This is a genomic window from Cellulomonas sp. T2.31MG-18 (assembly GCF_964266755.1).
Classification (GTDB): Bacteria; Actinomycetota; Actinomycetes; order Actinomycetales; family Cellulomonadaceae; genus Cellulomonas.
This window is the reverse complement of sequence record NZ_CAXWGW010000002.1, coordinates 36,954-50,709: the sequence shown is the minus strand read 5'-3', so window position 1 is coordinate 50,709 and position 13,756 is coordinate 36,954. Positions and strand designations below refer to the sequence as shown.

Annotated in this window: 7 protein-coding genes and 1 tRNA gene; 3 read left to right on the top strand and 5 right to left on the bottom strand. The window is 67.9% G+C overall.

The features are described from left to right. Positions 1 to 21 precede the first annotated feature (21 nt). The 3 genes from ACFQTY_RS08055 to ACFQTY_RS08045 all read right to left on the bottom strand — a co-directional run bounded on the left by ACFQTY_RS08055 (position 22) and on the right by ACFQTY_RS08045 (position 4,222). Positions 22 to 1,983 (bottom strand): competence protein CoiA family protein, encoded by a 1,962-nt coding sequence (locus ACFQTY_RS08055; protein ID WP_378099226.1) that lies wholly within the window; start codon positions 1,981 to 1,983, stop codon positions 22 to 24. 372 nt (positions 1,984 to 2,355) lie between these two features. Then, the gene (locus ACFQTY_RS08050) at positions 2,356 to 2,727 is read right to left on the bottom strand and encodes a hypothetical protein (protein WP_378099225.1); all 372 of its coding nucleotides are present in this window, start codon (positions 2,725 to 2,727) and stop codon (positions 2,356 to 2,358) included. Positions 2,728 to 3,001: 274 nt separating this feature from the next. Next, positions 3,002 to 4,222 carry a hypothetical protein gene (locus ACFQTY_RS08045; protein ID WP_378099224.1) on the bottom strand — a complete coding sequence of 407 codons (1,221 nt, stop codon included), beginning with the start codon at positions 4,220 to 4,222 and terminating at the stop codon, positions 3,002 to 3,004. Between the two features lie 179 nt (positions 4,223 to 4,401). Here ACFQTY_RS08045 and ACFQTY_RS08040 point away from each other — a divergent pair, with 179 nt between their 5' ends. After that, positions 4,402 to 9,252 carry a DEAD/DEAH box helicase gene (locus ACFQTY_RS08040; RefSeq protein WP_378099222.1) on the top strand — a complete coding sequence of 1,617 codons (4,851 nt, stop codon included), beginning with the start codon at positions 4,402 to 4,404 and terminating at the stop codon, positions 9,250 to 9,252. 151 nt (positions 9,253 to 9,403) lie between these two features. Here ACFQTY_RS08040 and ACFQTY_RS08035 read toward each other — a convergent pair whose 3' ends face one another. After that, complete coding sequence (locus tag ACFQTY_RS08035; RefSeq protein ID WP_378099220.1) at positions 9,404 to 9,712, bottom strand: hypothetical protein; 309 nt, start codon at positions 9,710 to 9,712, stop codon at positions 9,404 to 9,406. Positions 9,713 to 9,910: 198 nt separating this feature from the next. Here ACFQTY_RS08035 and ACFQTY_RS08030 point away from each other — a divergent pair, with 198 nt between their 5' ends. Continuing rightward, positions 9,911 to 11,623 (top strand): hypothetical protein, encoded by a 1,713-nt coding sequence (locus tag ACFQTY_RS08030; RefSeq protein WP_378099218.1) that lies wholly within the window; start codon positions 9,911 to 9,913, stop codon positions 11,621 to 11,623. Next, positions 11,620 to 13,341, top strand: coding sequence for a hypothetical protein (locus ACFQTY_RS08025; RefSeq protein WP_378099216.1), 1,722 nt, complete (start codon positions 11,620 to 11,622; stop codon positions 13,339 to 13,341). The genes ACFQTY_RS08030 and ACFQTY_RS08025 overlap by 4 nt, the downstream gene beginning before the upstream one ends. A 247-nt stretch (positions 13,342 to 13,588) precedes the next feature. Here the strand turns inward: ACFQTY_RS08025 and ACFQTY_RS08020 are convergent. After that, positions 13,589 to 13,678, bottom strand: a tRNA-Ser gene (locus ACFQTY_RS08020). Positions 13,679 to 13,756: the final 78 nt, after the last annotated feature.

Here is a 13,756-nt window from a genome sequence, read left to right as displayed (position 1 = left end):
CGTCGCTCCGCAGGGTCTGGGTCAGAGCACCCCGCCGTAGGTCGCCTGCCATCCGAGCGCGCCGTGGCTCACGAACCCCTGGCGGTGCAGTTCCTCCAGGACGCTAAGGGCATCTTCGGGCGAGCAGTCGGCGAGGCGGACGTCGGCTTGTGGCTGGTCGCGGTAGACGAAGGCCAAGACGTAGAACGTGAGTCTCGCGGTCTCGTGCAACCGGGGTGGGAGCCGCCAGACCGGCCAGTCTCTGGACACACACCATCTGGCCGCCTCGGGCAGTGCCCGGTAGACGCCGATCAGATTCGGTGCACCGCTCGCGTCAGCTCCCGCCTCCTCGGGCGGCAAGGCTTCAGCGAGTGCGGTTCGGATCATCCGCTGTTGCTCTTCTTCGAGGGCGGACTCCATCGCTTTGGAAGCCGCATCCGTGCCAACCGCGCGCGAGCGGTCAACGGGATCGACGCTCGGGGTCCCATCCACGTCCAAGTACGGGTGATTGCCCGGTCCGGGACCGGACACGCGTCCGGACGGTAGCGGTTTCAGCTGCGCGGACCTTGGACGCTGCGGGTGGGCACCGACGCCGGCCAGGACACGCACCGCCTCGCCCGAGCGCGGGCGTCGTGCACCCCAGAACCAGACCCATCCATGGGCTCTCAGCAGGACGAGGAAGTCCCCCAGGAGAGGATCGACCTGGCTGGTCGGGATTCCGTCGCGCCGAGGGATCAGCGTGCGCAGTCCTTGAGGGTTCACCGTGAAGCCCCAGTTGGCCTGTAGTGCAGACAGCACGCGCCAGCGCCACTCGTCGGGCGCCGCGGTAGTCACCGCGAGCTCCGCAGGCGCCACCGGAGCGTCGACGGCCACAGGGAGGGGTCCAATCGTGGCTTCGACCCGAGAGCGTTCGGCGGCCCACAGCGCGCGACGTCGGTCGGCTTCCTGCGTCGCGCGAGCGAGTTGGAGCGCCTGTTCGGCCCGCGCGGCCTCCTCGGCTCGTTCCCGGCCGAGTCGCCGTTGGGCATCGAGTCGTTCTGCCCGCTCACGCTCGAGGCGTTCGCGTTCTTGCTCTTCCGCTCGTCGCTTCTCGGCGTCGGCTCGGGTCTTCTCCGCGTGTTCTGCTTGAAGGCGTTCTTCTTCAGTTCGACGGACACGTTCTGCTCGTGCGGCCTCCAGGAGCGGGCGCACACCGGGTACCTCGAGGACACCTCGGGTGGCTGGAAGGTCCTGGAGGAGGCGGCGAGGACCGACCTGCGCACTCATGCGTGCACCCCAGCCGCGCCTGTCCGTGGCGACGAGGAGCTCGAAGACGTCATCGCCTGCTCCGAGGGCCACGGTCTGCGCGAAAGGGTCGATGAGCAACATCGGGTGCAGCTCGGCCAGGACGGAGCGGAACACCCCGTGCAGCGAGACCCAGTCCCCACCGCTCACCCCGGGGGCCGGTGCACGGTCGTACCGCCGGCCGCCGAACAGCCAGACGTTCTTGATGCCCTCACTGGCGTAGCGGTCTCGGCGTGCCTGCCATGCCCCTGCGGTTAGGTCCGCGAACTGAACTTCGTAGGCCACCTGCGTGCCATCGGGGAGTTCGAGCAGCACGTCCGGTCGCTGGCCTGTCTCGACCTCCTTGGTGTCGGGATAGACCGTCGCGGTCGGGTACTGCTCGCGCAGCCACCGCGCGACCAGGTGCTTGGCGGTGTGGTGGGCGATGGTTTCGGCGGTGTGGTGGCCTGCCCCAGCACGATGCGCGAAGTGATGACGGCGCACCAGTCCGCCGCGCACGACGAACGTGCTGTCCTGGCAGTCCGCAAGGGGGCAGACGAGGTGACCAGCTCGGGCGTCAGGGCGCAGCTGGTCTGCCTGTCCGGGCGCCAGGTAGACCAGTGGAGCGTCGGCGTCGAGGCGCGTGTCTCGGGCGAAGACCTGGACGGCCGCGCGGCTCTCGTGGCGGCGGTTGTTCGCGGCAGCGATCACCTGTTGACCGGGCGGGATCTCCGCGTGCACGGACATCGTCTACACCCGCCGTCCGACACCTCCGCGGTAGCAGCGCGGCCTTCTGCGTCGGAGGGAACTGCTCGCACGGCGGCTGCGCGCCGTATCCCCGCTGCACAGACACAGCGACGCCCGCGACGCCTGGGCGGACACCGCGGCCAAGCAGCGGGCTCGAGCCCTGGAGGTGATCTGCAAGCCGACGTTCCGGTGACCGCTGATGACCCTCAGCCGAGACCATGGGCAGACCAACGAACCGTTTCGGCTGCCGGCGCGCGAGCAGCCGGACCTGCTCCACGTTGCCGTCGATGTCGCACCCGGCCTGCGAGCCGACCTGGTCGAGCTCCCCGACCGGCACCGGTGCGCCTCCCCGCAGGGGCCGGGTGCTCAGTCGTTGTCTCGCCTACTCAGTTCCCTGTCGATGGCCCTGACCAGCTCTGTGGCGTGCAGCCACGCCCTGGCACTGACGGTGGCGATACAACCCCCGGTCAACCCATACAGGGTCTGCTCCGCGCGCAACCCGGTGCTGTCGTCGTCGATGAGCAGGTCACTGATCGCGGCAATGTGCAATTCGCGGGCCATCCCCTCGAGCATCGCCAGCACGTTGCGCAGATGCGCCGGGCTCATGCCGGCAACCGGAAGGATCTTGGTGCGCCTGGTGATCCAGTACGTGGGCTGGTTCAGGACCCGACGGTCCAGCGTGTGCTCAGGGACGGTTCGCATCCAGGCGGGCGGCTGAGCTGCGGTTGAGGACTCCACGCGAGCACCGTGCCGCGGCCGGCCCTGATGGCAGTGCCAAGCGCCGGCGCTTCTACGAGGGTGGACCGGCTCACTGCAGTGTCAGGGCCGCTCAGCGCGGCCAGTTCGGAGCGACGTACCCGCCGTCCTGGAAGCGGACCAGCACGCGGGTCCGCGCCATCTCGCCCAGGGTGGTGCGGCCGGTCGCCGCACACCCTGTCGAGCCGCAAGGGCAGCGGTGGACCAGTCCCAAGATCAGACCCATCGACGCTGGGTGCTGGCGCACGAGCGGGACTCAGGCGTCGTTGGAGTCCTTCAGCTTCGCGGTGACCTCCACCCGGCCGGCCAACGCCTTGTGGGTGAGCGCCTGCTGCAGCGACGCGAGCGGTGAGAAGCCCTGTTCTTGCTCCTTGGCGGGTGCAGCGAACAGTTCTGCTCCCAGAGACAGACGCAGCGTCTTGACATCGTCCCCATCGACGTTGGCAAGGAAGGGGTCGAGCACCGCGAGACCGAGCTGGATCCGGCGGGCGCGACGCTCTTCGCGTCGGTGTGCCGCGGACTGCGTCGCTGCGTACCCCGCGACCGCCAGAACGATGGTGCTGACCAGTGACTTCATCGAGGCCGACTGCCAGGACTCACCGCCAGCAGCAACTCCGTGCAATGCCCAGACGACGCCGACGGCGCACCCGAGGCCGGCCGCCACCGCGGCGATCGCCCACCTGAAGCCCGCCTTGCGCTGCTGGTCCGCGTACGTCCCGTAGTGCGACGCGGTCGCCGTGACGCCGATGGCCTGCAGGGTGGTGCGGGCCTCGTTGAGCATCACCTCAAGCTTCGACAGATGGGCGGATGTCAGTGCCGAGGTGCGCTCGCGTTCCGACTCGAACGCCTTCACCCGCTCGGCGGCGGCGGCCTCGGCAGCGTCGGATCGAGCCGCCTCTGCTTCGTCGTAGCGGGTCCCCAAGGCGTTGAGGCCTGCGTCCAGCCTGCTGGTCTGAGCTTCCACGCGGTCCGAGAGAGACGTAAGGAGCGCCTGGAGGGCATCGGACTTGGCGGCGAAGTCCGCCTTCGTCTTGTCTGCCTCCACCGACGCGGACGCGACGGTCTCCACCAAGCCAGCGAGCGCCTTCTCCGCGTTCGCCTGGAAGTCGGTCGCGGTCCTGTGCACCACAGCGATGTCCGCGTCCGCAGGGGGCCGGGGCCACGTGGCAGTGCTCGAGATGATCGCATCGCAGGCGGCATGCACGGAGGGGACATAGGCGGGGTTGCTCCGCAGGTTCACCAGGGCGTCGCGGGCCTGGGCGAACTGCGACTGGAGCGCATCAAGCGTCGCGCTGGCGACCAGCCGGGGGTCCATGCCCTCGAACCGCGCCCACACGTCGCGCAGAACCCAGCGCACCCGGTCGATCGCGTCTCGGACAGTCTCGTCCTCCGGCCACTCGTCCTGGTCTGCTTGAGCGAGCGTTGTCCCGTGCACCGCCCATGCGGTGTGGCCGCGCACCGTCTCCTGCCATCCCATGCGTCCCCCTACCCCGTACCGACAGCCGGAACCTACTGGCGGGCGCCGACACGTCCAGGCCGGCCTACGCCACACCACCCGTTCTGGGGACGCAGCCGCGGCCGGGTCAAGTGGCCGCCCCGGACGGTCGATCCAAATCGAGCCCGGTTCCAGCCGAGGACGCCCGGGCATCAGGGAGGATGCAGATCGTGACCACGCTCGAGGACCTGCTGGACGACTACCTGTACAAGTCGACGAGCACCTCGGAGCGAGGTACCAAGTTCGAACGGCTGGTCCAGGCGTTCCTGAAGACCGACACGCAGTGGTCGGCGCTCTACGACGAAGTGTGGACCTGGTCGCAGTGGCCGGCGCACCACGGTCACGACACCGGGATCGACCTGGTCGCCCGCGAGCGCGACACCGGCGGTCTGGTGGCCGTGCAGTGCAAGTTCTACGACCCGTCCACGACCATCGCCAAGCAGCACATCGACTCGTTCCTGTCCGAGTCGGGCAAGCAGCCGTTCACCGGTCGGCTGGTGGTGACCACGACGGACAAGTGGGGCCCGAACGCCGAGCAGGCAATCCGGGACCAGCAGATCCCGGTGCAGCGAATCGGGCTCACCGACCTGCTGGACTCCTCGATCGACTGGTCCCAGTTCGACCAGAAGGCCCCAGACGCCCTCAAAGTCAAGGCCCGCAAGGAGCTCATGGCCCACCAACGCACTGCACTGGAGAAGGTCCGCGCGGGCTTGGCACTGGCCGACCGCGGCAAGCTGATCATGGCCTGCGGGACCGGCAAGACATTCACCTCGTTGCGGATCGCCGAGGACCTGGTTCCCCTGGGCGGGTCGGTGCTGTTCCTGGTGCCGTCGATCGCGCTGCTGTCCCAGGCGTTGAAGGAGTGGTCGATCGAGGCCGAGCACTCCCTGCGCACGTTCGCGGTGTGCTCGGACACCAAGGCGGGGCAGTTCGAGGAGGACATCACCACCGTCGACCTGCCAATCCCCCCGACCACGAACGCGGCCAAGCTCGCCGCGACCGCCGGTGACCCCAGCGCGGTCGGGCGGATCACCGTGGTGTTCTCGACCTACCAGTCGATCGACGTGGTCGCCCAAGCGCAGCGCATGGGACTGGGTGCGTTCGACCTGGTGATCTGCGACGAGGCGCACCGCACTACCGGGGTCACCTTGGCCGGGGAACCCGATGAGTCCGCGTTCGTCCGGGTGCACAACGCCGAGTACCTGCACGCGAGCAAGCGGCTGTACATGACCGCGACCCCGCGGATCTACGACGACAACTCCAAGGCCAAGGCCGGCCAGGCCCAAGCCGTCCTCGCCTCGATGGACGACGAGCGCCTGTACGGCACCGAGCTGTACCGACTGGGGTTCGACGAGGCGGTCACCCGAAACCTGCTCACCGACTACAAGGTGCTCGTCCTTGCAGTGGACGAGGGCACGATCAACCAGACCATGCAGACCGCATTGACCGACCCGGCCAACAGTGAGCTGAAGGTGGACGACGTCGCCAAGATCGTCGGCTGCTGGAACGGCCTGGCCAAGCGCGGAGCCACCGAGCACGACTTCGCCACGGACCCGGAACCGATGCACCGGGCCGTGGCGTTCTCCCGGTCGATCAAGGACTCACGCCGGTTCACCGAGAAGTTCGCCGAGATCGCCGAACAGTTCCAACGCAACACCGGCATGCGGGAAGAAGCCACCCGCACCGACACCTCGCTGCTGCCGGTGGCCGTCGAGCACGTCGATGGGTCCTACAACATGGTTGCCCGCAACGGGCTGCTGGCCTGGCTCAAGGACGACACCGACGGGCAGTGCCGCGTGCTGTCCAACGCCAAGTGCCTGTCCGAAGGCGTCGACGTGCCGGCCCTGGACGCTGTGCTGTTCCTCAACCCCCGCAAGAGCCAGGTCGACGTCGTGCAGTCCGTCGGCCGAGTCATGCGCCGGGCCCCGGGCAAGAAGTACGGGTACATCATCTTGCCGATCGTCATCCCCGCTGGGATGCGCCCGGAGGACGCCCTGCGCGACAACGAGCGGTACCGGGTCGTCTGGGAGGTCCTGCAGGCGCTACGCGCCCACGACGAACGCTTCGAATCCCTGGTCAACAAGATCGAGCTCAACAAGAACCGCGACGCCCGGATCAACGTCATCGGCGTCGGCGGCTTCGACCGCGACGAGGACGGGACGAGCCCCAGCAAGGGCACCAGCGGCGCGGGGGTCCAGGGCTGGCTCGACCTGGATGCCCTCGGGGACTTCCGCAACGCCCTCTACACCAGAATCGTCCAGAAGGTCGGCTCACGTCGGTACTGGGAGGACTGGGCCCGCGACGTCGCGACGATCGCCGACAAGCACCGCCAACGCCTCGTCGGGCTGCTCGACGCCGGCCACGCCACCGCGGAGTTCGACGCCTTCCACGACGCGCTCAGAGCGAACCTGAACGAATCCATCAGCCGCGACGACGCGATCGACATGCTCTCCCAGCACCTGATCACCGCGCCGATCTTCTCCGCGCTGTTCGCCGACTACGACTTCGCCACCGGCAACCCTGTCGCCCAGGTCATGGAGCACATGCTCCAGGCCCTCGAAGGCACCAACCTGCAGGCCGAGACCGCCCCCCTGGACGACTTCTATGCCTCCGTGCGCACCCGGGTCGCGGGCATCGACAACGCCGCGGGCCGGCAGAGCATCATCAAGGACCTGTACGAGCGGTTCTTCAAGCTCGCGTTCCCCCGCGCCGCCGACCAGCTCGGCATCGTCTACACCCCAGTCGAGATTGTCGACTTCATCCTCCGCTCCGTCGACCACCTGCTACGCACCGAGTTCGGCGCGTCCCTGTCCGACGAGGGTGTCCATGTCCTGGACCCGTTCACCGGGACCGGGACCTTCATCGTCAGGCTGCTGCAGTCCGGGCTCATCAAGCCTCACGACCTGGCACGCAAGTACGCCAGCGAGCTACATGCCAACGAGCTCATGCTGCTCGCCTACTACATCGCCGCCATCAACATCGAGTCCACCTACCACGATGTCATTAGCGAGAACGTCGGCGTCGGCGTTCCTTATGCACCGTTCGACGGGATCGTGCTCACCGACACGTTCCAGATGTCCGAGGACGGCGACCTGGACGACGGTTCGGTGTTCACCCAGAACAGCGGCCGGGTTGTCGCACAGCGTGCACTCGACATCCGCGTCATCATCGGTAACCCGCCCTACTCCGTCGGTCAGACCAGCGGCAACGACAACGCGCAGAATTTGAAGTACCCGACCCTGGACGCCAAGATCGGTGCAACCTACGCAGCAGCGTCTTCGGCGACGTCGTCGCGGACGACCTACGACTCGTACATCAGGGCGATCCGCTGGGCATCGGACCGGATCGGCAACCAAGGTATCGTAGGATTCGTCACTAATGGCGGCTTCATCGACGCCAATTCGGCCGACGGCCTCCGTAAGACCCTAATCGACGACTATACAACCATCTACGTGTTCAATCTGCGGGGAAACCAGGCTTCGACTCAGGGTGAAGTGTCACGGCGCGAAGGTGGGAAGGTCTTCGGATCGGGCTCGAGAACGACGACGGCCATCACACTGCTCGTCAAGCATCCAAGGCACGCTGGCCCCGCAGACCTGAAGTACCGCGATATCGGCGACTACCTGAGCCGTGAGGATAAGCTCCGCATCATCGACGAATCGACAATGGATACGGTGGCCTGGTCTGAGCTCAAGCCGAACAGCGCTGGGGACTGGCTCAATCAGCGCACCGGGCTCTTCGACAGTTTCCAGCCGATCGCGCGTGGCGCCGGACAAGGAGATGCGATCTTCGCTCGACAGTCGACCGGGGTAGTCACCGCGCGGGATCCGTGGGTATACAACTTCTCCCCCGCGACTGTGACCCAGAACGTCGGGCGGATGGTTTCGTTCTTCAACAGTCAAGTGGACGCTTACGCTGCCTTCGTCAAGCGTGAGGGTATGCGTGACCCGCGCAACCATGTCGAGTCGTTCATCGATACCGACCCCACCAGGGTGAGTTGGAGCAGGGCTCTTCGGGCAATGGTCGGACGAGGTCGCCACATACCTCCGCGCGCAGGGGCACTAACGACTGGCGCCTACAGACCGTTCGCACGCATGGCCATGTGGTTCGACCGAGACGTCAACGAAGTGGTCTCGCAGATCCCGTCTATCTTCCCCGCACCCGGATATCGGAATGTGGGTTTCACCCTCACCGGGCCCGGCTCGCACTTCTCGTTCTGCCTGCTGGCAACAGATCTGGTGCCGAACTACCACATGCTCGATACGGGTCAGTTTTTCGCGCGGTGGACTTACGAGAAGGTCGAGCGTGACCACGCCGCGCAGGGCACCTTCGAGTTCGATGACGCCGCGGTCGTCGACACCTACAGGCGGGTGGACAACATCACGGACGCAACCCTCAAGCAGTACCAGTCCTGGTATGGGTCCGACATAACAAGAGACGACATCTTCACCTTCGTGTATGGCGTGCTGCACTCCCCCGACTACCGGACCCAGTTCGCCGCGGACCTCAAGCGATCCCTGCCGCGCATTCCCCGCGTCCAGGTCACCGACTTCCCGGCCTTCCGCGACGCCGGCGCCCGGCTGGTCGAGCAGCACGTGGGCTATGAAGATGTCGGTCCGTACCCGCTCGCCATCACGGGCGACAAGCCAACCGGGCCTGGCTCGGGCGACCTGTACGACTGGTTCTCCGTGAAAAGACTGCGCTGGGCGGGCAAAGGTAAGGACGTGGACAAGTCGACGATCGTCTACAACCCCCGGATCACGATCTCCGGCATCCCGGAGGCCGCGCACCGGTACATGCTTGGGTCCCGCTCGGCGCTGGAGTGGGTCCTGGACCGGTACCAGGTCAAGACGGACAAGGCGTCGGGCATCGTGAACGACCCGAACGACTGGTCCCGGGAGGTCGGCAACCCCCGGTACATCTTGGATCTGATCGGCAAGGTGACGACGGTCTCGGTGGAGACGATGAAGATTGTCGACGGCCTGCCCCCGCTCCGGATCGCGTCGGAGTAGAGCGCGACTTCGCAGCAGGCCGCGCTCAGCCTCACGAAGTCGCGGCGGCGCAACCGGCCGCTCTCTGGCTTGGCTCCTCGCCGACATCGCGCCTGTTCGCGTGCGATGAGGCGCGCGGGGCGAGGAGGAATCCTCGCCCCGCGCGTGGGAGTCAGGCCGCTTGTCGGGCAGCCTCGTGGCACAGGGTGCATCCGGGGTAGGCGCCCCGGTCCGGATCGTGGAGCTTCGCGGCGTCCGCGACGACCCACCGGCGGAGGCAAGCCTCGGCCAGGTGGGGCCACTGATCGATGAGGGCGAACTCCAGGATCGACAGCTCCTCGAGTAGGTCACCGACGGGCAGACCGTGAGAGATGCCCTCGGCCCACGCCGTGGCGACGACACTGCGTCGGGCGATGAGTTGCTGTTGCCTGACCTGGCCGATCGTGCGGTGCCGGTTGGCGTTTCGCTGTGCGGCGGTCATTCAGTCTCCCTTTGTGGGTACCCCGGCACCGGTGGCGCCGGTGGTACGGAGCGCCAGGGCGCTCACCAGGACCGCTGGGCGCAGCCGGACGGAACACAAGGCCGCCCTCCTCGGGGGCATCCCTTGGTGTGACGCACGCCGCTTCCGCCTTGTGGTGCGGAGACTGCGTCGAGGGGCAAGCGCCGGACCGGTCCTGGCATGGACGAGGCCACCACCACCTTCATCGACCGGTTCCGACCCAAGTCGCTCGAGCCACAGCAGTGGGTCGCGGCCCGCCCTGCGGTCGTCGACCTGGTCGCCCTCGCCGAGCCGCACTGCCCAGCCGATGCCAAGGCGCTGCTGTGCGCACTGGTGGCGTTCTTGCGTTCACCATGCGGTTGGGACCGGGTCAGCCGCCCGCGCCTGGAGGCGTTGCTGAGTGAGGCGACGATCAGCCAGTTCGGGCGCACCAGTGGCGGCACGCCCCACACCCGCGCCGTCTACACCACGAACCTGCGCGCACTGGTGCGCGCACGGGCCGGGCTGACTCGTGCACCGCGAGTGGTGCACCCACCGGTCGCGACGGCATCACCTCTTCAGCGCGCCGCCGCTGCGGAGGGGATCTCGCCGGTCGCCCTGACCCGGGCCCACCAGCTCATCGCGGGCAAGGCGGCCAGCAGCTACCAGCTTCGGAAGGTGCGGCCGGCCAATGCCGCGAGCGGGTCGGCCGGCACCGTGCAGGTCAGCACCACGGCGACCGCAGCCCTGCTGGCCGCCGAGATCCTCAAGCCCGCCAAGGAGGTGGTGTCCGCCAAGACGCCACGCGCAAAGAGCACCAAGCCGATGTCTGGCCGCCAGCGCCTCGCCACGGAGCGCGCGGACCGGGCCGCAGCCGCCCGTGCCGCGGCCGGACCACAGCTCGCCGAGCATCCCGACCTGAACGCCTTGGCCCCCGACATCCGCGCCGCCATCGAGGCGTACCGGCCGCAGCGGCGTCCGGCCACGATCTGGCCGGCACTGCGTCCGCTGACGGTGCGTCTTCTCGCCGGGTGCAGTCCTGTGTCGGTCACGTCTGCACGGAACACGGCGACGGTCGTCGTCCGCTTCCTGGTGTGGGTTCAGGGCCGTCCGGACCGCCCCGACCCCGGAAGTCCACCGACCGCAGAGGAACTGCTGGGTTCCACACTGCTCGAGCAGTACCTCACGGAGGGCGGCTCGGGCCTGTGCGTCGCTGGCATGGCGACCGCCAGCGCGGCCAGCGCACGCTCCGTCCTACGACGCGCCGTCAACTCGTTGGATGCCAACTACGCGCCCGTCACGATCCCCGCCACCCCCCTGGGGTCCCCCTACAGCGTTGAGGAGTGCGACAGGTTCGTCGCGATCGCAACGGCCCAACCGAACCGGGGCAAGACCCGCAACGCCTGCTTCCTGCTCGGCCTTGGCCTGGGCGCTGGGCTGGCCCCGGCGGATCTGCGCCACGTCCGCTACCGCGACATCGTGGAGGTGCACGACGCCGAGCTCGGGGACTACCTGACGGTCGACGTCCGGGCCGGCGCGGTGCGTACCGTGGTGGTCCGCCGCCAGTACGAGCCACTGCTGCGTCAGGCGATGAGCCTGCGGCGCAAGGCCGGTCTCGACACGCCCGTGCTGGGCTCCAAGACCAACCGGCGCAACGTCACCCAAGCCGCGCGGCGCTCCATCGTCACCGCGGTGCGCGAGCCGGTCGACATCGACCCGTTCCGGCTGCGTACCACCTGGCTGTTCGCAGCCCTGAACGCGCCGATCCCCCTGTCCATCGTGCTCCAGCAAGCCGGGCTCAAGTCCGCCCGGACCCTGGCCGGACTCCTGGATCTGTGCCCCGCCCCGGACCCGACCGAGGTGGCGCGCGCCGCACTGAACCTGACAACGAGTCCCACGGCAGGTTCGCGATGAGCGCCAAGCTGGACGCCAAGAAGGACGCGAAGAAGGCCCAGCAGCGCGCCCGGTACAACACCACCTTCCGGAAGGCTCTGCTGGTCGTGCGTCGATCCGGTATCGCAGCGGACCTGGAGAACCGCCTCAGATCCGACAAGGGTGGTCGCCCCCGGCAGCTGGCGGTAGAGGTGCTCCTCGCCGCGTGCATCACCGTCTTCGGACCAGGGCACAAGACCGCCACCCTGGTGCAGATCCACGACGCCCTCACCGACAGCCTGCCCGTCAGCGAGCAACTGCGCCTGGGCATCGCCAAGGCCACCGCGACGACTCTCGAGCCAGTGGCCATCCACCAGGTTCGCTACCTGTTCAAGGCCGTGTGCCGAGCGCTCGACTACTCCCCCACTACGGGACGTGTCGCGGTGGGGTGGACATCCACGGACGCCAACGGGTACCGGAAGCGGATCTACCGACCGACCACCCAGGCCGAACGACTCGAACGGGAAGCCGAAGCGATCGGCTACATCACCCGTCTGCTCGCGGCGTCGCTCCGCCCCATGCCCGAACCGACCGTCGTCGCATTGGACGCCAGCGGGATCCGCAGCCACGCCCGACGCGTTCGACAGACCGGCGCCAACCCGCACGACGACTACCGGCTCGACAACAGCGTCTTCGTCCAGAAGCCCACCGGCGGCTACGACCCGGACGCTCGGTCCGGTCACGTCACCCCCACCGAGGCCAAGTACGACGCCGACATGATCTTCGGCTACCAGCTGATCCCCGCATCTGCCTCCTTCGGCAAGGACAGCGAGTTCCGCCGGTTGCAGCCCATCGTCGGACTGACCGTCGTCCCCGCGAACGCCGTTCAGACAGGCCCTGCCCTTCGGGTGCTGGACAACATCAACGAGGTCCAGGAGACGCCCCTGGCAACCCTGGTCGTCGACCGCGGCTACACCACTGCCGTCGCACGCCACTGGGCCGCACCCCTGCGGGCCCGCGGCATCGAGCAGGTCCTTGACCTGACCGAGCCTCAGCGAGGACCACGCCTGGACCCGGAGACCGGCGTCCTCATGATCGACGGGTGGCCCTACGCACCGTGGACGCCCGAAAACCTCCGTCACATCGCACGTCCCCAACGCTGGATCTTGCATAAGCCCAAGCCGAACGCCAGCTCACGCAAGAAGACCACGTACGAGCGACTCAAGGCAGACCTCGACCGCTTCCGCCAGCAGCATGCCGAACTCGCGCAGTACGCCCTGACCCCTAACGGCGCCCCGCGGTCGAACGGGACGCGACAGTTCAAGACATCACGCTTCGACGCCGCTCGCGCGACGGCAGCCCAGCGGCGAACCAAGGCGTTCAGGCAGCCGACCCTCGTCCTCGGCGCAGCCGTGTGTCCCGAGATCCGCCAACGGCTGCGTTGGGGCTCCGACGAGTGGATCAGCGCCTGGGGACGGCGCTCAGCCGTCGAGTCCGGGTACTCCAACCTCAAGGGCCCGGACACCGAACGCTTCGAACGCGGCACCATCCGCGTGGTCGGCCTCATCGCGACCACGCTCATGCTGGCCTTCGCGGCCGTGCACTACAACTTGCGGCTGCTGACCAAGTGGGCGGCCAAGAACGACCGCTACAACGCCGACCCCGACCTCCTTGGCTTCGACCGCAGCATCGTCGGCTACGAGCTCGTCACGCTCGACGACATCAACCAGCGGGGGAGCCCTCAGGCCACTGCCGCCTGACGCGCGCACAACCCAAGAGCATCAAACGCAAGAGCCCGCGGCCCGAGGCCGGCGGGCTACAGGCGCACCCGGCGAACGACCATCACTGGCGCGCACGGCACTCGCGAGCCGTACAAGACCGCGAGCGCCGCCCTCCGCAAGCGCACTTCGACGCTGAGGAACGACAGAACCCGCTGTCCGAGCCCCTTTGGGGGCCCGCACGGCGGGTTCTGTCACTCTCGGTGCTCGAGTTTCGTCAAGACACCGGTGGCGGTAGCGGTGGGATTCGAACCCACGGTGGACTTTCACCCACACACGCTTTCGAGGCGTGCTCCTTTGGCCGCTCGGACACGCTACCGGGGACGAGGGTACCCGAGCCGCCGCCTGCCACCGAATCGGCCGCCGACCAGCCCGCACGCCCCGCACAGCACCCCGG